At 58.7% G+C, this 18,577-nt stretch carries 24 protein-coding genes; 9 read left to right on the plus strand and 15 right to left on the minus strand.

All coding sequences use genetic code 11. The features are described 5' to 3' along the window. Positions 1–181: 181 nt before the first annotated feature. On the plus strand, positions 182–601 hold the full coding sequence (locus tag QMX93_RS02970) for an organic hydroperoxide resistance protein (protein WP_034155242.1): 420 nt from the start codon (positions 182–184) through the stop codon (positions 599–601). Positions 602–745: 144 nt separating this feature from the next. Here QMX93_RS02970 and QMX93_RS02975 read toward each other — a convergent pair whose 3' ends face one another. Together QMX93_RS02975 and earP are read right to left on the minus strand one after the other, a co-directional pair. Further along, on the minus strand, positions 746–1,315 hold the full coding sequence (locus tag QMX93_RS02975; RefSeq protein ID WP_007908599.1) for an elongation factor P: 570 nt from the start codon (positions 1,313–1,315) through the stop codon (positions 746–748). 48 nt (positions 1,316–1,363) lie between these two features. Beyond that, positions 1,364–2,506, minus strand: coding sequence for an elongation factor P maturation arginine rhamnosyltransferase EarP (gene earP, locus QMX93_RS02980; RefSeq protein ID WP_282352523.1), 1,143 nt, complete (start codon positions 2,504–2,506; stop codon positions 1,364–1,366). 124 nt (positions 2,507–2,630) lie between these two features. Here earP and QMX93_RS02985 point away from each other — a divergent pair, with 124 nt between their 5' ends. Together QMX93_RS02985 and QMX93_RS02990 are read left to right on the plus strand one after the other, a co-directional pair. Beyond that, a complete protein-coding gene (locus QMX93_RS02985; protein WP_282352525.1) occupies positions 2,631–3,041 on the plus strand; it encodes a hypothetical protein in 411 nt (136 codons plus the stop codon). A gap of 2 nt (positions 3,042–3,043) precedes the next feature. Then, a complete protein-coding gene (locus QMX93_RS02990; protein ID WP_282352528.1) occupies positions 3,044–3,526 on the plus strand; it encodes a transcription elongation factor GreAB in 483 nt (160 codons plus the stop codon). Positions 3,527–3,535: 9 nt separating this feature from the next. Here QMX93_RS02990 and cysB read toward each other — a convergent pair whose 3' ends face one another. The 5 genes from cysB to QMX93_RS03015 all read right to left on the minus strand — a co-directional run bounded on the left by cysB (position 3,536) and on the right by QMX93_RS03015 (position 7,500). Beyond that, positions 3,536–4,510, minus strand: coding sequence for an HTH-type transcriptional regulator CysB (gene cysB, locus QMX93_RS02995; protein ID WP_282352531.1), 975 nt, complete (start codon positions 4,508–4,510; stop codon positions 3,536–3,538). A 112-nt stretch (positions 4,511–4,622) separates the two neighbouring features. Next, positions 4,623–5,126, minus strand: coding sequence for a universal stress protein (locus QMX93_RS03000; protein ID WP_053122288.1), 504 nt, complete (start codon positions 5,124–5,126; stop codon positions 4,623–4,625). 98 nt (positions 5,127–5,224) lie between these two features. Then, on the minus strand, positions 5,225–6,130 hold the full coding sequence (locus QMX93_RS03005) for a 5'-nucleotidase (protein ID WP_282352548.1): 906 nt from the start codon (positions 6,128–6,130) through the stop codon (positions 5,225–5,227). Between the two features lie 30 nt (positions 6,131–6,160). Next, entirely contained in the window at positions 6,161–7,117 is a 957-nt protein-coding gene (locus tag QMX93_RS03010; protein ID WP_282352551.1) for a putative 2-dehydropantoate 2-reductase, read from the minus strand. Next, the gene (locus tag QMX93_RS03015) at positions 7,114–7,500 is read right to left on the minus strand and encodes a thioredoxin family protein (RefSeq protein WP_282352554.1); all 387 of its coding nucleotides are present in this window, start codon (positions 7,498–7,500) and stop codon (positions 7,114–7,116) included. Before QMX93_RS03015 ends, QMX93_RS03010 begins: the two co-directional genes overlap by 4 nt. Here QMX93_RS03015 and QMX93_RS03020 point away from each other — a divergent pair. Continuing rightward, positions 7,499–7,942: a PilZ domain-containing protein gene (locus tag QMX93_RS03020; protein ID WP_053122296.1), complete on the plus strand. Its 444-nt coding sequence runs from the start codon at positions 7,499–7,501 to the stop codon at positions 7,940–7,942. The two genes, QMX93_RS03015 and QMX93_RS03020, sit on opposite strands and share 2 nt — an antisense overlap. Before the next feature lie 130 nt (positions 7,943–8,072). Next, positions 8,073–9,149, plus strand: a complete 1,077-nt coding sequence (locus QMX93_RS03025; protein ID WP_053122298.1) for a 3-deoxy-7-phosphoheptulonate synthase — start codon at positions 8,073–8,075, stop codon at positions 9,147–9,149. 60 nt (positions 9,150–9,209) lie between these two features. Here the strand turns inward: QMX93_RS03025 and QMX93_RS03030 are convergent, their stop codons facing one another. Further along, positions 9,210–9,491: a GNAT family N-acetyltransferase gene (locus tag QMX93_RS03030; protein ID WP_003226804.1), complete on the minus strand. Its 282-nt coding sequence runs from the start codon at positions 9,489–9,491 to the stop codon at positions 9,210–9,212. A gap of 636 nt (positions 9,492–10,127) precedes the next feature. Here QMX93_RS03030 and oprI point away from each other — a divergent pair. After that, on the plus strand, positions 10,128–10,379 hold the full coding sequence (oprI, locus tag QMX93_RS03035) for an outer membrane lipoprotei OprI (RefSeq protein WP_003199355.1): 252 nt from the start codon (positions 10,128–10,130) through the stop codon (positions 10,377–10,379). Positions 10,380–10,505: 126 nt separating this feature from the next. Here oprI and QMX93_RS03040 read toward each other — a convergent pair whose 3' ends face one another. The 3 genes from QMX93_RS03040 to QMX93_RS03050 form a co-directional block, all read right to left on the minus strand. Then, complete coding sequence (locus tag QMX93_RS03040; RefSeq protein WP_159811584.1) at positions 10,506–11,477, minus strand: L,D-transpeptidase family protein; 972 nt, start codon at positions 11,475–11,477, stop codon at positions 10,506–10,508. 200 nt (positions 11,478–11,677) lie between these two features. Next, positions 11,678–11,971 (minus strand): hypothetical protein, encoded by a 294-nt coding sequence (locus QMX93_RS03045; RefSeq protein WP_007908575.1) that lies wholly within the window; start codon positions 11,969–11,971, stop codon positions 11,678–11,680. 57 nt (positions 11,972–12,028) lie between these two features. Continuing rightward, the gene (locus QMX93_RS03050; protein WP_053122303.1) at positions 12,029–12,634 is read right to left on the minus strand and encodes an arylesterase; all 606 of its coding nucleotides are present in this window, start codon (positions 12,632–12,634) and stop codon (positions 12,029–12,031) included. A gap of 10 nt (positions 12,635–12,644) precedes the next feature. Between QMX93_RS03050 and QMX93_RS03055 the strand changes: the two genes are divergently transcribed. From QMX93_RS03055 to greB, 3 genes are read left to right on the plus strand one after another with little or no spacing between them, the layout of a single operon-like run. Continuing rightward, a complete protein-coding gene (locus tag QMX93_RS03055; RefSeq protein ID WP_159811583.1) occupies positions 12,645–13,328 on the plus strand; it encodes an ABC transporter ATP-binding protein in 684 nt (227 codons plus the stop codon). Further along, positions 13,328–15,832: an ABC transporter permease gene (locus tag QMX93_RS03060; protein WP_282352563.1), complete on the plus strand. Its 2,505-nt coding sequence runs from the start codon at positions 13,328–13,330 to the stop codon at positions 15,830–15,832. The genes QMX93_RS03055 and QMX93_RS03060 overlap by 1 nt, the downstream gene beginning before the upstream one ends. A 34-nt stretch (positions 15,833–15,866) precedes the next feature. Further along, positions 15,867–16,364, plus strand: a complete 498-nt coding sequence (greB, locus tag QMX93_RS03065; protein WP_053122307.1) for a transcription elongation factor GreB — start codon at positions 15,867–15,869, stop codon at positions 16,362–16,364. Positions 16,365–16,368: 4 nt separating this feature from the next. Here greB and QMX93_RS03070 read toward each other — a convergent pair whose 3' ends face one another. The 4 genes from QMX93_RS03070 to QMX93_RS03085 all read right to left on the minus strand — a co-directional run bounded on the left by QMX93_RS03070 (position 16,369) and on the right by QMX93_RS03085 (position 18,568). Beyond that, complete coding sequence (locus QMX93_RS03070) at positions 16,369–16,677, minus strand: hypothetical protein (protein WP_003226820.1); 309 nt, start codon at positions 16,675–16,677, stop codon at positions 16,369–16,371. A 209-nt stretch (positions 16,678–16,886) separates the two neighbouring features. Next, positions 16,887–17,777, minus strand: a complete 891-nt coding sequence (locus QMX93_RS03075) for a pseudouridine synthase (protein ID WP_212543710.1) — start codon at positions 17,775–17,777, stop codon at positions 16,887–16,889. A 71-nt stretch (positions 17,778–17,848) separates the two neighbouring features. Beyond that, positions 17,849–18,166: a transcriptional regulator gene (locus tag QMX93_RS03080; RefSeq protein WP_053122309.1), complete on the minus strand. Its 318-nt coding sequence runs from the start codon at positions 18,164–18,166 to the stop codon at positions 17,849–17,851. 165 nt (positions 18,167–18,331) lie between these two features. Continuing rightward, positions 18,332–18,568, minus strand: coding sequence for a glutaredoxin family protein (locus QMX93_RS03085; protein WP_159811579.1), 237 nt, complete (start codon positions 18,566–18,568; stop codon positions 18,332–18,334). Between the last annotated feature and the right edge of the window lie 9 nt (positions 18,569–18,577).

Raw genomic sequence — 18,577 nt, forward strand, 5'->3', positions numbered from 1 at the left:
GATCAAAAGATCGCAGCGTGCCGCAGCTCCTACAAGTGTTTCAGCAAACAATCGCCAATCAACGCGAATCATTTTTTAAAATTTATATTGCGCGCTAAATATTCGTGCGATACATTCACTTCGCACTTACTTAGCGCGCAAACAATTAGCGCAACACATCACACCCTACGAGGCTCTCACCATGCAAACTCTCTACACCGCAATCGCAACCTCCACTGGCGGCCGTGATGGTCGTGCGATCTCCAGCGACAACATCCTCGACGTCAAACTCGCCACCCCGAAAGAACTCGGCGGTGCTGGCGGCGCGGCGACCAACCCTGAGCAACTGTTTGCCGCCGGCTACTCGGCCTGCTTCATCGGCGCACTGAAATTTGTCGCCAGCCAGACCAAACGCAAAATCCCGGATGACGCATCGATCACCGCCCACGTCGGCATTGGTCAGATCCCCGGCGGTTTTGGTCTGGACATCGATCTGCACATCAGCCTGCCAGGCCTGGAACAAGCCGACGCGCAATCGCTGGTCGACGCCGCGCACCAGGTCTGCCCGTACTCCAACGCCACCCGTGGCAATGTCGACGTCCGCTTGCACGTCACTGTGTAAACAAAGCAAAAGATCGCAGCCTGCGGCAGCTCCTACACCGATCCCTGTAGGAGCTGCCGCAGGCTGCGATCTTTTGATCTTTCTTTCAGACACAAAAAAGCCCGACTCAATGGTCGGGCTTTTTCTTTCCGCAAAAACCGATGCTTATTTAGCACGGCCTTTGTAGGAACCGCCTTCGCGGGTGTCGATTTCGATCTTGTCACCGATTTCGATGAAGTCAGCAACTTGCAGCTCAGTACCGTTGGCCAGTTTGGCTGGCTTCATGACTTTGCCGGAAGTGTCGCCACGAGCCGAACCTTCGGTGTAGTCAACTACGCGCACGATGGTGGTCGGCAGCTCTACGGAAACCAGACGCTCTTCGAAGAAGATCGCTTCGCAAACATCGGTCATGCCTTCTTCAACGAAAGGCAGAACGGCTTCGATGTCTTCAGCGTTCAGCTCGTACATGGTGTAGTCAGTGGTGTCCATGAACGTGTAGGTGTCGCCGCTGATGAAGGACAGGGTCGCTTCTTTGCGGTCGAGGATTACGTCGTCCAGTTTGTCGTCAGCGCTGTAAACGATCTCGGTCTTGTAACCGGTCAGCAGGTTTTTCAGCTTGGTCTTCATGATCGCGCTGTTACGGCCCGACTTGGTGAATTCAGCTTTCTGAACCAGCCAAGGATCGTTTTCGAGACGGATCACGGTACCGGGTTTCAGTTCTTTACCAGTTTTCATTGCGAATATCCGAATTTGGATGGGATTTACAAAAATCTAGGCCGCGTATCATATCCAATTTAGGTAAAACTGTACCAGCGCTGCGGCAAGATCGGCCTGCAAGCCTTGTTCCAGACACCATTTTTGCGCATTTTCCTGCAGTTCTGGCCAGTGTTTGCGGCTCGCCAGCCAGTGTTCACCGATCGGCTGACCGGCACTCCACGCCCGCCACAGACCGTTCATCGCCTCAGCAGCGGCCGGCGACAAGCCTTTTGTGTAAAGCGTGAGGAAGGCATCGAGCTTGTCCAGATGGATGTCTTCGTCCTGCTGATAGATGTGCCAGAGCATCGGCCGCCCAGCCCATTGCGCGCGCACGAACGAATCTTCGCCACGCACCGCATTAAAATCGCAGCACCACAGCAGATGATCGTATTGATCCTGTCGGACGAACGGCAGCACTTGCACGGTCAACGACTGGCGTACATGAATCGCGCCGACACTCAGCGTTTCCACGTCCAGCCACTGGGCGACATCACCCAGCACGCGCCCTTCCGGCACCAACAGATGCGTCGGCAGACTGTCCGCCGCCAACACATCAAGCCAACTGGCCAGCCCTGCATTCTCGTAGGCAAACAGCGAGATCAGTTGCGCACCCTCGGCGCGATCAATCCCCAGACCTTGCAGGAATGTTCGCTGCACCTGAGCATCCTGCTGAAATTGCCTACGACGCAGCAGCAATCCGCGCTCACGTAGCAAACCGCCTGTCCCCGGCTGGAATCCCGGAAAAAAGAAGAACTTCTGCACGGTTTTGTATTTGACCGACGGCAGCCCGTGGCAACCGATCACCCAGTCTTCGGCGCTCAGATAGTCAAGGTTCATCCACAGCGGCGGCTTCTCGCGCTCGGCCATGGCGTCCATGTAATCACTCGGCAGCTGACAGGCAAACGCAGCGATCACCACATCGGCCGCCTCGGTGTGCAACCACTCGCTCGGCCAGTGCCGCACCTCGACGCCTTGCTGAAATTGCTGCGCGACGTTGATATCAATCTCGGGACAGATACGCTCAAACGCACGCAGATCATCGACCCACAAGCGCACCGGCAAAGCATGCTCAGCGACCAATTGCCGAGCCAGACGCCAGGTCACGCCGATGTCGCCATAGTTGTCGACCACGGTGCAGAAAATATCCCAGCGGGGTTTCAGTTCCGACATTCAAGACTCCCGTTGGCAAAAGCTGCAATTGTCCGCATAAATCACCTCGCGCAGAAGAGCCGACGGCGATTAATCTTCGTGCGACAATCACCGCTCGCCCGCAATCATCCGCCAGGAGGCAGCCATGCCCTACCGCCCAAACCCGCGTCGCCCCTTGCCTGTTCAGCTTAGTGCGCTGCGCCTGACCGGCAGCATTGCTTTGGGCATGTGGCTAGGCTTTCTCGCCATCGCGCTGACTTGCTGGGTGCTTTCCCGTTTTCTGTTCGCTGAACAATTGGCGCCGGTCGCTCAAGCCGTTCAGCAAGTCGCCAAACCTCCAGCGGCGATTCCGGTTCAGCCGGACATTCCGCCGCAAAGCCAACTGTTCCAGCAGTACGAAGAAAACCTGCGCAAAAATGAACAGCAGGATCGTCTGGATCAGGCGCGCAACAGCAGCCGCAATCAGTCGAACCCCAACTGCCAGTTCTGGCTGCAGCAAGATCAGACGGCTCCAAGCGAAAAATCCCGCACCAACGTTTTGCAATTCTGCGATTGACCATGAACAAGCACACCGTCCACCAACTGATTCTCGACAAGCTGCGCATCGACCTCGACATCGCCGAACGTGCGGCGCAAACCGCCTACGAAACCGCGACCCACGAAGAGAACATCGCCGAAAACAAGTACGACACGCTGGGACTGGAGGCGTCGTATCTGGCGGCGGGTCAGGCGAAGCGGGTCGAGGAAATTCGCCAGTCACTGGCGCTGTGCCAGAACTTGACGTTGCGTGCCTACGACGAAAATCGCGGGATCGAAATCGGCGCCCTGCTCGGTCTGGAGGATGAAAAGGGTCGCGAGCAGTGGCTGTTTCTGGCGCCGGACGCGGCAGGCCTGAAAGTCGACGTGGTCGGTCAGCCGATTACCGTCATCACGCCGCGCTCGCCGCTGGGCAAAAGTCTGCTGGGCAAGTGCGAAGGTGATGAGGTGGAGATTCTGGTGGCGGGCACCCGGCAACAGTTTGCTGTCACCGAGGTGCTCTGATTCAACGGATCAGTGAACCGGCAGTTCGACGCCGTCGAACAGCTCTTCCAGCTCCTGCTTGTTGTGGCACTGAATGGCTTTGGCCATCACTTCGCGGGTCAGGTGCGGCGCAAACTTCTCGATGAAGTCGCACATGAAACCACGCAGGAAGGTGCCGCGACGGAAACCGATCTTGGTGATGCTCGATTCGAACAGCTCGCTGGCGTCCAGCACTACCAGGTCGTTGTCGAGTTTGGCGTCGACCGCCATTTTGGCGACGATGCCCACGCCCAGACCCAGACGTACGTAGGTTTTGATCACGTCGGCGTCGGCAGCGGTGAACACCACTTTCGGCGTCAGGCCGCGATGGCTGAAGGCTTCGTCGAGTTTCGAACGGCCGGTGAACCCGAACACGTAAGTCACGATCGGGTATTCGGCCAGTGCTTCCAGAGTCAGCTTCGGCAGTTTGGTCAGCGGGTGACCCTGCGGCACGACCACGCAGCGGTTCCAGCGGTAGCACGGCATCATCACCAGATCGCCGAACAGTTCCAGCGCTTCGGTGGCAATGGCGAAATCGACGGTGCCGTCAGCGGCCATTTCTGCGATCTGCATCGGCGAACCCTGGTGCATGTGCAATGCGACGTCAGGGTATTGCTTGATGAAATTGCTGATCACCGGCGGCAAGGCATAACGCGCCTGGGTGTGCGTGGTGGCGATCGACAGGGTGCCCTTCTTCTCGTTGGAGAATTCCTGAGCGATCTGCTTGATGCTTTCGACCTTGCGCAGAATCTCACCGGCGGTGGTGATGATGCGCTCGCCGGCCGGGGTGACGCGGGTAAGGTGCTTGCCGCTGCGGGCAAATACTTCGACGCCGAGTTCGTCTTCCAGCAGACGGATTTGTTTACTGATGCCCGGTTGCGAGGTGTAAAGGCTTTGGGCTGTAGCGGAAACGTTGAGGTCGTGGTGCGCCACTTCCCAGATGTAGCGCAATTGTTGAAGCTTCATATGTATCCCTCAAAGCAGGTAGACGCCACGGGCATCAGCGACGGTATATAACTATATTAATGGTTTGAAGAATAAATCTAGAACTTTTTTGTCAAAGTGCCATTATTCTGCTTCAGCGATCCTCACTGCGCCGACGCTCAACCAGCGGCACCAGATAAACCGGCACCTTCGATAATTGCAGAACCCGCGCCGCCGTTCGCCCCAACGGCGTTTCTGCGCCAACCCCATGGCTATGACTGCCAACGATCAGCAAGTCGACAGAGAGCTTCTGCACCTGGTCGAGAATCACCTGTGACGGATCACCCTGCAGCACGCGCACCGCGCGAATGCGCTGCAAGTCTTGTTCGCCTTCATCGCCCAATTCTTCACGAAAGCTTTCCAGCACCCGCTGCTCGATATTGGCGATGACTGTTTTCAGACCTTGGCTATGAAATTCGTTCAATGCCTGCTCATCGAGATAGCTCTGCAACACCGATTCGGCGAACAGCCCCATCGGCTCCACCGCGTGCACCACGTACAGGTCAGCATTGAATGTTCGCGCCAACGCCAGGGCATGCTGCATCACTAACGGTGCGTACAGACCGAGGTCAGTGGCATACAGCATCGAACGAATCATATGACCTCCTCGCGAGCCAACATGGCGGAGATTTGATTCAGCTTAGCAGTGCCTTGGCGACTACGACGTGCGGCGCAACGTCTTGAACCGTTTGGGCTTTAGACCGCTGGTTCGTTGCTGATGCCGTGGGGGACATGGCCGGTGGCAACCACTTCGCGGGCAGCCTCGCAATGCCCGGCCTGATCGTCGAAAAACACGTCAGCGGCGAACGCTTCGAGGAACGCCGATTTGGTCAGACCGCCGAGGAACAGCGATTCGTCGAGACGAATATCCCACTCGCGCAACGTGCGAATGACCCGCTCGTGCGCCGGTGCCGAACGCGCGGTAACCAGCGCCGTGCGGATTGGGCAATCGTCATCGGGGAATTCGCGCTGGAGCAAATTGAGCGCAGCCAGAAAGCCTTTGAACGGCCCGCCGCGCAATGGCTCGCGCGCTGATTCGCGTTCCTTGGCCTGAAACGCTTCCAGCCCGCCGGACTGATACACACGCTCCGACTCGTCGGAAAAAATCACCGCATCACCATCGAAGGCGATGCGCAATTCGTCGCTGGCGGCACGGCTGGCGCCACCGGACAGAATGGTTGCTGCCGCAAAACCAGCGTCCAGCGCCGCACGCACATCCTCGGCGTGGGTCGACAGAAACAGATCACAACCAAAGGCTTTCAGGTACGGATAAGGACTGCGTCCGCCGACAAACGCCGCGCGGGAAATCGCCAGCCCATAATGGTGAATCGAGTTGAACACGCGCAGGCCAGTATCGGCGCTGTTGCGCGACACCAGAATCACCTCGACCCGCGCGCGGCCGAGGCGAGTGTTGAGTGCCAGGAGTTTTTCCACCAGCGGGAAGGCATCGCCGGGCGCGAGAATCTCGTCTTCGTGTTCGATCTGATATTGCCGATAGGCTTCGACGCCGCTCGACAGATACACCTTGTGGCTCTCGCTCAGGTCGAACAAGGCCCGCGACGAAATCGCCAGCACCAGTTTGTCATCGATGTTCTTGGCCATGCCTTCCCCCGCCCCTTACAAAAAACCGACCTAAACGTTGCGTCGGTCGATAAAGCTTAAATTGCGGTACAGCGCTTCGATACGCGGCAAGTCACAGCCTGCCGCTTTCGCTGCCGCCAGTGGTCGAGCGTAGATCGCTTCGAGTTCCAGCGGACGCTTGTGTAAAAAATCGTGGTACATACTCGGCCAGTAGTCGGGCATTTTCTCGGTCATCGTGAACAGGAAACCGGCGTAACCGGGCGGCATGTCGTGGCCGCAGGCTTTGGCGCCCTCAACCACTTCGGCCATCAATGCCTGGATGTGCGCGCGGCTGTCGGCATCGGCCATCAACGGCGTGGTGCCCGCGCCGAGCAATACCGAGAGACCGTTATAAGGGATATTCCAGACCAGTTTCTGCCAGCGTGCCTGGTGCAGATTGGGCATCGCTTGCGAATCAAGACCGGCGGTACGGAACAGCTCGGCGCCCTCCTCGACGATCGCCATGCGCGCGACATCATCAATCGCCGAGCCGCTGTGATAACCAACGTTGACCGCGCCGAGCGCCTGATGCGTCACCAGACCCGGCCCCTCGCGATGCACGCAGATCAGACACAGACCACCGAGCAGATGCAGCGAATCAGGCAACAGCGCACGTAAACTGTCTTCGACATCCAGACCGTTTTGCAGCAACAGCACTTTCGCATCCGGCTTGGCGGCTTGAATGATTGCCGGCGCCAGATCAGCGTTGCTGGTGGTTTTTGCGCCCACCAGCAGCCAGTCACACTTGGGCATGTCTTCAGCTGACGAATAGGCTTGCGCCGGGTTCAGCGTCATCTGGCCATGCACCGCGCTGTTCACCTGCAAACCGCGCTCGGCGACTGCCGAGAATTCGCTGCGCAGCAAAAAGTGCACATCAAAACCGGCCCGCGCCAGCATCACACCGTAAAATCCCCCGATTGCGCCGGTACCAATAATCCCGATCACCGGCTTATTCACTGCCGCCATCATGGCAACTCCTCTGCAATTCGACCCAGCGCCTGCGCCAATGCTTCGTTGAGTGCATCGGCGGTCAGGCGTGAGTGCACCGCTCCAAAGAACTCGCCGTCGCGCACCACAAACAGCGCCGGCAAATGAAAGACCTGATAACGCTCGACCAAGCCACCGTTGTCGCCAGCGTCGATCCAGCACACGCGATCGGCCGCCAGCGCCATCCCCGGCAATACTTCGCGGGCATAGCGGCAACTCGCGCAGCCGACACTGGTGAAAATCACCAGGGAAACGCCGCTCATCGCCAGCAGCCGTTGGTCGGCGTCGAAATCGGTCAGTTCGGATTCGACCACTATACTGGGGGAAACAATGTCAAATGGCCGACACAGGGAGTCTGTGCTCATGGGACGTTTCATTCCTCATCCGGACGAGGTGCCGGTTGAATTAACCTTGCTCAAGCCTGAATGTATTTCCAGGCAACAGCTGCACACTATCAGCCTCGGCGGCATCGCTTGCAATTACCACCGTGCCTGGCGCCATGGCACGGCGCTGCAAGTGCGCATGCCGACGCTCAACACCGACATCTGTTATCCGGGCTACGTGGCGTGGTGTTTGCGGCGTAAAAAAGGTTATCTGGTGGGGATCGCGTTTACCGATGAGCAGACGCTGTTCAGCGCACGAATGGGTGAGCAGGTGTGTCAGATCGAGCGCTACTGCCGCATGAACGAAACCCACGATGACCTGCAGGAAATTCAGGCTGTGGCCCTGCAATGGGTCGAGCAACACGCCGATGAGTTCTCCCATGACAGCGTGCGCAAGGCTTTTGCGCAGCCAGCGCTGGACTAAAGCACCTTTTGCCCATTGTCGAGCAGGCGCTTTACGCGCTAAGGTTCCGCTCCCCGACGCGCTTAAATCTGCTGTGCTCCGCCGCGCGGGGATCGCTGGCGGCCGGCACCCGTGACCTGACGAGTAAACGATGGCTGATTTACCGATCAACGACCTAAACGTCGCCTCTAACGAGACCCTGATCACTCCTGATCAGCTCAAGCGTGATATCCCTCTGAGCGACGCCGCCCTGCGCACCGTCACCAAGGGCCGCGAAGTCATTCGCAACATTCTTGATGGCACCGACCACCGTCTGTTCGTAGTGATCGGCCCGTGCTCGATCCACGACATCAAGGCTGCCCACGAATACGCCGATCGCCTGAAGGTGCTGGCGGAGGAAGTCTCCGACACCCTGTATCTGGTCATGCGCGTGTATTTCGAGAAGCCGCGCACCACCGTCGGCTGGAAAGGCCTGATCAACGATCCGTACCTGGACGACTCGTTCAAGATTCAGGACGGCCTGCACATCGGTCGCCAGTTGCTGCTGGATCTGGCCGAAAAAGGCCTGCCGACCGCCACTGAAGCCCTCGACCCGATCTCCCCGCAGTATCTGCAGGATCTGATCAGTTGGTCGGCCATCGGCGCGCGCACCACTGAATCGCAGACTCACCGTGAAATGGCTTCCGGCCTGTCCTCGGCGGTCGGCTTCAAGAACGGCACAGACGGCGGCCTGACGGTTGCGATCAACGCCTTGCAGTCAGTCTCCAGCCCGCACCGCTTCCTCGGTATCAACCAGGAAGGTGGCGTGTCGATCGTCACCACCAAAGGCAACGCCTACGGTCACGTGGTGCTGCGCGGTGGCAACGGCAAGCCGAACTACGATTCGGTCAGCGTTGCCCTGTGCGAACAGGCGCTGAACAAAGCCAAGATCAAGCCGAACGTGATGGTCGATTGCAGCCACGCCAACTCCAACAAGGATCCGGCCCTGCAACCATTGGTGATGGAAAACGTCGCCAACCAGATCCTTGAAGGCAACCAGTCGATCATCGGCCTGATGGTCGAAAGTCACCTGAACTGGGGCTGCCAGGCGATTCCGAAAGACCTCGCCGATCTGCAATACGGCGTGTCGATCACCGATGCCTGCATCGACTGGTCGGCCACCGAGACCACCCTGCGCAGCATGCACGCCAAGCTCAAAGACGTGCTGCCGAAACGTCAGCGCAACTGATCGAGGTTTCGCAGGCATAAAAAAACGCCGGGCAATGCCCGGCGTTTTTTTGTGTGCGATTCAGATCTTCGCGGCGCGGCGCTGGTGGCGCTCCATATAGCGCTCGACGTAGGAGCACGACGGAATCACCGTGTAGCCCATTTCTTCGGCGTACTGCAGCGCGCTTTCGGTCAGCGCTGCCGCTATGCCCCGGCCACGCAGGGCGTTGGGCACGAACGTGCGATAGATATCCAGGGTCTGTTTCCCCAGATCCATATAGGTCAGATAGGCACGATGACCGTCCACATTGGTCTCGAACTGATGACCAGCCTGGTCATGGTGGATGGACAACGCCTCGCTCATCACTACTCCTCGCGGGTCTTGAATTCTGACCCCTACCTTACCGATGTTTTTCCGGCGAAGGAACATCTACGCCACCCCGTGCCTGTTGGACACCGAGAAGAGCCACACCGATCTCGCGCAACCGAGCACCTGATAAATAGTAGGCACCATTGGCAAAAATGCTCAAGGTGCGCTCGTCATCAAGCCAGTTGACGGGGGTTGCTCCGATGGACGCAGGGGTGGCGTGGGAGAAGATCTTCCCGGGCCGCTCACCTGAACATTGCCGGATGTTGAGACTTAAGACGTGCAGCCTTTTTTAAAGTCACCTCACGAAACATAAAGATAGGTGATGCACCACGCAAAATCGCAATGAAAGTATGGACGAATTGATATAGACAGACTTTAGCCAAGACTGCAAAAACAACCATCACAACGGGAACTTTTTCCCATTAACTCGCTCAGCGCGGGGCTTGCAGCTGTTTATTTTTTAAACAGCGCAGTTAAAAGTTGCTCGAAAAAGAATCAACGCCTACAATTTTTTTTGCATCTTGCGCTACGTCAGTTTACTTACTACAAGTAATGGGTAGTATGTACGCCGGCTATTTCCTCAATCGGAGGAGACAGTCACTTAATTGAAAGTCCTTGAAGGGGAACACGATGAACAACGTTCTGAAATTCTCTGCTCTGGCTCTGGCCGCAGTTCTGGCTACCGGTTGCAGCAGCGCATCGAAAGAAACCGAAGCACGTCTGACCGCTACTGAAGACGCAGCTGCTCGCTCCCAGGCTCGTGCAGACGAAGCTTACCGTAAAGCTGATGAAGCTCTGGCTGCTGCTCAAAAAGCACAACAGACTGCTGACGAAGCTAACGAGCGTGCTCTGCGCATGCTGGACAAAGCAAGCCGCAAGTAATAGTCCTTCGGGATTGTTATCAAGCCGATCCGATGTCTGGATCGGCTTTTTTGTGCCTGGTACTTTTGTCCGGGCAATAAAAAACCCGCCGACGCTTTGGGCATCGACGGGTTCTTGATCGCCAGCTTACTGCTGCAGATCGATCGGCGCACTCGAGACAATCGGTGCCGACGCACTCGGCGTGCCGATTTCTGTCGGCAGACCATCTTCAGCGGCGACCACATCGCGTACTACATCCCAATTCACCCGCAGGTTACTGGTGACGTCTTCACGCTTGAGCATCGCATTGATGACCGCCGTGTGTTTGTCGACCACCGACGGGTTGCCCTTGTCGTCAATCGGCGTGTGCGCTTCCAGGTACACCTTGCCGCCACTGCTGCCGAACTTGTAGGCATCGTTGATGATGCGCACCGACGTGCCGACCGGCACCATGCTGGCCATCTCCAGCACGTTGTTGTTGAACATGCGGAAGCAACCGTGGCTGGTACGCATGCCGATACCGAATTTCTTGTTCGAACCGTGAATCAGGTAACCCGGCGTGCCGAGGTTGAACTTGAACGGCCCCAACGGGTTGTCCGGGCCGGCCGGCACGACGTTCGGCAGCGGATCGCCATCAGCGGCGTGCTCAGCCTTGATCGACGCTGGCGGCGTCCAGGTCGGGTTCGGCGTCTTCGCGGTGATGGTGGTGTGCGCGATCGGCGAACCCCAACCTTCACGGCCAATCCCCAGCGGGAACGTGTAAACCACGTTCTTGCCCTTCGGGAAGTAGTAGAGGCGGTACTCGGCGAGGTTGATCACGATGCCTTCGCGCGGGCCCGGCGGCAGGATGAAACGGGTCGGCAAGACGATTTCAGTGCCGGCGCCCGGCAACCAGGCATCGACGCCCGGGTTGGCCGCGACCATTTCCGAATAGCCCAGATCGTAGGTCGTGCCCAGATCGGCGAAGGTATCTTCGTACTTGGCTTTGATCACCTGCACCTGACCGATGATGTCTTCACCGGGTGGTGGCAGGGGAAACTCCAATGCAGCAACGGGACCGGCCACACACAGGGCGGCAAGTGACAGGCAGCGGGTGACGGCAGGCAAGCGCGGCAACATCCGGAAAATCCTTCGCATGATCAACAAGGGTATAAGAGCGCGATTGTACACCGCACTTTGAAATTTCGGGGAGACCACCCTGCAGCAGGCGATGCAAGGTGCTTTGGGTGGGAGCGAGCCTGCTCGCGAAGGCGGTGTGTCAGTCGCCAGAAGTGTTGACTGACACGGCCTCTTCGCGAGCAAGCTCGGCTCCTACAAGATCAGAGCTCGAAACGCAGCTCCGGCCAGATCGGCGACGTGCCACGCTTCTGCGACTCCAGAATCGCCCGGCACAGCGAGCACAGACGCTGATCCTGAAACACCCGGCGATCAACACTCGACCAGCGTGGTTGCGCGGGCAGCAGGCTGCCACACAGGGTTCGATCAGCCGAGCCACCGAGTTCGAGCTGACGCGTCACCAAATGCACCCGCACTTCCTGGCAGGCGAACAGATCCAGCTGCTCGTCAGGCTCGATCAGTTGGTAGGCAAACAGGGACCAGGCAGAACGCGACATCTGGGGCTCCGAATAAGGGGGCGCCACATTAGCCGAAAGCCTGCCCTTAGAAAAGCCTCATAACAGCGGTTTTAGCGTCGGCCAGACATTTTCCAGCAACTTGCCCTGAGCCCCGACCGCCGGGTGTAATCCATCGGCCTGCATCAAGTCCGGATGACCGCCGACGCCGTCGAGGAAAAACGGTACCAGCGGGATCTTTTTATCGTCGGCGAGTTTGCCGTAGACCTCGGCAAAAGCATCGGTGTAACGCTTGCCGTAGTTGGGCGGCAGCTGCATACCGAGCAACAACACCTTGGCACCGCTCTGGCGCGAGCTGTCGATCATCGAGGCAAGATTTTGTTGCAATTGAGTTGGCGGCATTCCGCGCAAGCCATCGTTGCCGCCCAGTTCGAGGATCACCAGTTCCGGCTTATGCTCTGCAAGCAGCGCCGGCAGGCGCGCCTGGCCTCCGGCACTGGTGTCGCCGCTGATCGAGGCATTGACGACTTTATCGTCGAAACCCTCCTGTTTGAGCCGTTGTTCGAGCAACGACACCCACCCCAAGCGGGTATCCAGCCCGAAACCGGCGCTGATACTATCGCCAACGATCAGGACAGTACCCGCCGCTGCGTTCTGGGCCATGCACATAACGGCCAGGCCAGCACTCAAAAACCACACACGCATCGGATTCTCCATGGGCTCAAGCATTCTCACCGCGAAGAACCTCAGCAAAGTGGTTCCCAGCGCGGAAGGTGAACTGACTATCCTGCACGAACTCAGCCTGGAACTGAACAAGGGCGACAGCCTGGCCATCGTTGGCGCGTCCGGTTCCGGCAAATCCACCCTCCTCGGCCTGCTCGCCGGCCTCGACCTGCCGAGCAGCGGCGAAGTCATCCTTGCCGGGCAAAGCCTGAGCAATCTCGATGAAGACCAGCGCGCACGCATTCGCGCCGAGCACGTTGGCTTCGTCTTCCAATCGTTTCAATTGCTCGACAGCCTCAATGCGCTGGAAAACGTCATGCTGCCGCTGGAACTCGACGGCCGCAAAGACGCGCGTGAGCGTGCGACCGAATTGCTCCAGCGCGTCGGCCTCGGTCAGCGCCTGACTCACTCGCCGCGCCAGCTCTCCGGTGGCGAGCAGCAGCGTGTAGCGATTGCCCGTGCGTTTGCCGCCGAGCCTGATGTGCTGTTCGCCGATGAACCCACCGGCAACCTCGACAGCCACACCGGCGAGCGCATCAGCGACTTGCTCTTCGAGTTGAACAAGGAACGCGGCACCACCCTGGTGCTGGTGACCCACGACGAACGCCTGGCCCATCGCTGCCGGCGCCTGATCCGTCTTGAAGCCGGGCTGTTGGTCGCCCCTCTGGAGCCTTGATGGCACGTTTGCCGCTGTTGCGTCTGTTCAGTCTCGCCATTCGCCAATTGCTGCGCGATGCCCGCGCCGGCGAATTGCGCGTGTTGTTCTTTGCATTGGTGGTGGCCGTGGCGGCCAGTACCGCCATCGGTTACTTCGGCGCCCGGTTGAACGGCGCGATGATGTTGCGCGCCACCGAGTTTCTCGGCGCCGATCTAGTGCTTGAAGGCAGCTCACCGGCCCGCGAGGAACAAATCAAAAGCGGCACCGAGTTGCGCCTGAATCATGCGCAAGTGGTGGAGTTCTCCAGCGTCATCGCCACCGACAACGGCATTCAGTTGTCGAGCATCAAAGCCGTCGATCGCGCCTATCCATTACGCGGTGAACTGAAAAGTGCACCGGCACCCTTCGCGCCTGAAGACATCGGCGGCGAACCGCAGCCCGGCGAAGCCTGGGTCGAAGCACGCTTGCTGACAGCGCTGGATCTGAAGATCGGCGACAGCATCGACGTCGGCATGAAAACGCTGAAGCTGACACGCATCCTGACTTACGAACCGGATCGCGCCGGCAACTTTTATAGCCTGACCCCACGGGTCCTGATCAACCTCGACGACCTCGCCGCCACCGGCGTGGTGCAACCGGGCAGCCGGGTGAGTTATCGCGAACTGTGGCGCGGCGAACCGCAGGCGCTGGAAACCTATCGGCAACTGATCAAACCGGGCCTCGCGGCCAACCAGCGCATTCAGGATGCCCGCGACGGTAACCGGCAAATTGGTGGCGCGCTGGGCAAGGCCGAACGTTATCTGAACATGGCCAGCCTGGTCGCAGTGCTGTTGGCCGGTGTAGCAGTGGCGTTGTCGGCGAACCGTTTTGCCAGTCGCCGTTTCGATGCCAGCGCGTTACTGCGCTGCCTCGGACTGTCGCGCCGGGAAACCATGCTGCTGTTCAGTATTCAACTGACCGTACTTGGCTTGCTCGCTGCCCTCAGCGGTGCGCTGCTCGGTTGGCTGGCGCAGTTGGGCTTGTTCGCGTTATTGCATGATTTGTTGCCGAGCGATGTACCTGCAGGCGGATTGTTTCCGGCGATAGCCGGGATCGGCACCGGGCTCGTAGCCTTGGCCGGTTTCGCCCTGCCGCCGCTCGCGGCACTGGGTCGCGTACCACCGCTGCGAGTTCTGCGTCGCGACATGCTGCCTATTCCGTCGAGCACCTGGATGGTTTATGGCGTGGCACTCGGCGCGCTCGGCTTGATCATGTGGCGTTTGAGTCTGGATCTGCTGCTGACATTTGCCTTGCTCGGCGGCGGTGTGGTTGCCGCGCTGGTGCTTGGCGGTTTGCTGCTCTTACTGCTGAAAAGTCTGCGCCGCATGCTCGCCCGCGCTTCGCTGCCGTGGCGCCTGGGTCTGGGCCAGTTGCTGCGTCATCCCTTGGCCGCCGCCGGTCAATCGCTGGCCTTCGGTTTGATCCTGTTGTCGATGGCGTTGATCGCGCTACTGCGTGGCGAACTGCTCGACACTTGGCAAAACCAGTTGCCGAAAAATGCCCCTAACTACTTTGCCCTGAACATTCTGCCCGCCGTTAAACAGGCGTTCAGCGATCACCTGATAAACGTGTCAGCCCAAGCGGCGCCGCTGTATCCGGTAGTGCCGGGCCGACTGATCAGCATCAACGGCGATCCGGTACAGCAGATCGTCAGCAAGGACTCGGCGGGGGATCGTGCGATACAACGCGACCTGAGCCTGACCTGGGCTGCCGATTTGCCCACTGGTAACAAAATCACCGCAGGGTCATGGTGGAGCGGACAACAGTCGGACGACGTACCCGGTGTGTCGGTCGAAGGTAAAGTTGCAGAGAGTCTGAAACTGAAGCTTGGCGATCATCTGGTGTTCACTGTCGGCGGGGTCAATCGTGAAGCGAAGGTCACCAGCCTGCGCGAGATCAACTGGGATAACTTCCAGCCGAACTTCTTCATGATCTTCCAGCCGGGCACCTTGAAAGATCTGCCAGCGACCTACCTGACCAGCTTCTATCTGGCACCGGGTCATGATCAGCAGATTGTCGAGCTGTCGCGCGCCTTCCCGGCGGTGACCATCCTGCAGGTCGAAGCCCTGCTCGAACAGCTGCGCAGCATCCTCGCCCAAGTCACCCTGGCCGTGGAATATGTGTTGTTGTTTGTTTTGGCGGCCGGGATGGCGGTGTTGTTTTCCGGCCTGCAAGCGACGCTGGATGAACGTATTCGCCAAGGCGCGTTGTTGCGTGCGCTGGGCGCGGAACGGCAATTGCTGATCAAGGCGCGGCGCATCGAGTTCGGTTTGCTCGGCGCGGTCAGCGGTTTGCTCGCGGCCATCGGTTCGGAAGTGGTGAGTCTGGTGCTCTATCGCTACGCCTTCGACCTGCCGTGGCATCCGCATCCATGGTTGTTGGTGCTGCCATTGATAGGCGCGGCGCTGATCGGTGGCGCCGGTGTATTCGGTACGCGCCGGGCGCTCAACGCAAGTCCGCTGACAGTGTTGCGCGAGGGTTGATAGACTCCAGCGGACTTAACCACAAGAAGTTGCCATGAGTCGTTACCGCCCTCCCCGCCCCGCTGGCACCGCGCTGATCACCCCCGAAGGTGAAGCGCGGATGCGTGCCGAATTCCATGAGCTGTGGCATGTGCGTCGCCCGCAGGTGACGCAGTCGGTCAGCGAGGCTGCGGCGCAAGGTGATCGCTCTGAAAACGCCGAATACACTTACGGCAAGAAGATGCTGCGCGAGATCGACAGCCGCGTGCGCTTTCTGACCAAACGTCTGGAAGCACTCAAGGTGGTCAGCGAAAAACCCAGCGACCCGAACAAGGTTTACTTCGGTGCGTGGGTCACGATCGAGGACGAAGACGGCAAGCAATCGCGTTACCGCATCGTCGGCCCCGATGAACTGGATCTGAAACTCGGTTTGATCAGCATCGATTCGCCACTGGCCCGCGCCTTGATCGGCAAGGCGCTGGACGCAGAGGTGCGCGTGCAAACGCCGACCGGAGAACAGTTCGTCTACATCGTGGCGATCGAATATCTCTGAAAAGTCAGCGGCGGGTGATCAGGCCTTGCCGCGCAACGCGGGTCAGTTGCTTGATCATTTCCGGCGCGTCTTCCGCGCTTGGCGCCTGAATCACTGCCAGATCAAAACTGTCACTGGCAAACCGCGCCAGCGACTCGCCGTCTTCGACAAACTGGATCAGGAATGCGGCAGGGCCGCCGCTGCGGCGTGGCCAACCATCGAGATAACGCAACAGCGTCGGCTGATGTTTGCCGCCAAGCAGGATTTTCGGGTTGCGTTGAGTGATATGCGCGGTGATCGGCGCGGGACGTGCAGGAGGGCGTAGTGCATTCATTGGTCGTGTCTCTGCCTCAAAAGTCTGCATGGCAGGTGAGAGGCAACACCGAACCAGCGCTTTAGCGGTATTTCGAAGCCCTGTTCCGGCTTCTGACGGCAACTGTTGAAGTCACCTGGCGCCCCGCAAGTAGCTGTTTAAATCGGCGCATAAACACATGCTAGATAACGTGACCGTACAGTGTCAAGAATCAGCAGCTATAAGCGACATCACCACTGCAAGGTGATGCGGCTTTCGAATTCGCGCTCCTCGCCAGTGACCGGGTCGATGAAACGCAGGCCCTGCGCCAACAGTTTCAGCGGATTGGCGTAGTCATCTTCAACGTCTTTCAACACATCCGGGTAAAACGGATCGTTGCAGATGCTCGCGCCCAATGCGCTCATGTGCACACGCAGTTGATGTTTTTTGCCGGTGACCGGGTACAGGCCATAGCGCCACAGATCGCCGTTCTTCTCGCGAACTTCGACTGCCGTTTCCGTATTGCTGACGCCCGGCCCTTCCTGCATGCGGAAAAACGGCTCGCCATCGACCAGACGACTTTTGTGCACCAACGGGAAATTCAGCTCAGGCAGCGCTGGCGCGATGGCTTCGTAGCGCTTGTCGATCTGCCGGGTCGGGAACAGTGACTGATACGCCGAGCGCGTTTGCGGATTAGCCGAGAAGATCACCAGCCCGGCGGTGTGCCGGTCGATGCGGTGCAGCGGCACCAGATGAGGATTGTCCAGACGCCGAATCAAACGCCGCAGCAGCGTCTGTTCGACGTACTCACCGGCCGGGGTCACTGGCAGGAAATGCGGTTTATCCGCCACCACCAGATGCTCGTCGGCGTAGAGAATCGACTCGACCACCGGGATCGGTTTCTCGTCCGGCACTTCACGGAAGTAGTGAATGCGCAGACCTTCCTTGTACGGCAGATCCACCGAGATCGGTTGACCATTACCGTCCAGCACTCGGCCACGGGCGATACGATCCAGCCACTGCTCACGGCCGATGGCCCGGAAGTGCTCGCACAAACAATCAAGCACCGTCGACCAGGAACCCGGTGGCAGATACAGGGTGCTGGCCTGATTGTGTGCAGCGGAAAATGGAGATGTGGACATACGAAAATTCTAACCCTCAGTGCAGGCCGGCATTATCCAACACTGAGGGAAACGAACCTAGCGCAGAATCCTCACGCCGGAATCGACTTGAGCGCCGCCGCCTCAGTGAACTCCTTGAGCCAGCGCAACACCTCGACCGCCTCCCAGCGACCCGGGTCATACAAGGCGTAGAGCAAGCCCTGATAACCGACTACGTCGAGTTGCTTGTGATAACCGGCACGCTGAAACAGCGCCTCGATCTCGGCAAAGCACGTATTGAAATGGACCTTATTGAAGGGCGTCTTGCCTTCCGTGACCAAGCCGTCGAGGCGCAATTCGGCGACGGCCTCGCGCACCACGTCAACCGACATCCGGTTCACGCTGTTCTTCAACTGTTCGACATTGACCACGGTGCATCCCTCTGACGTCCGGCTCACCTGCTCACACCCTGCAAAAAACACAGAATGCAGCAGGCCAACCCAATTACTGTATGAACATACAGTAACCGAATATTTGGCAAACTGCCAAGGAATGGATGCGCGGTCGCGACCGGCGGGGAGGATGCAGAAAACCGACTATTGAAGGAACGCTACAACCTGATCAGCATTGAACGGCCAGCCCAATTCCGCGCCGGTGTCGATGCGGCGCAGCACTGGAATGCGCAGACTGTAAGCCTCGAACCACGACTCGTCGTCAGCAATGTCGACCAGTTCCACCAGCAAACCGTGCTCGACAAAAGGCATCAGCTCGGCTTCGGCCAATTCGCACAAATGGCATCCAAGGGTGCCGAACAGCTGACATTCAGGAGGCATGATGGGCTC

Source organism: Pseudomonas sp. PS01303 (assembly GCF_029959385.1).
GTDB classification, from domain to species: domain Bacteria; phylum Pseudomonadota; class Gammaproteobacteria; order Pseudomonadales; family Pseudomonadaceae; genus Aquipseudomonas; species Aquipseudomonas rustica.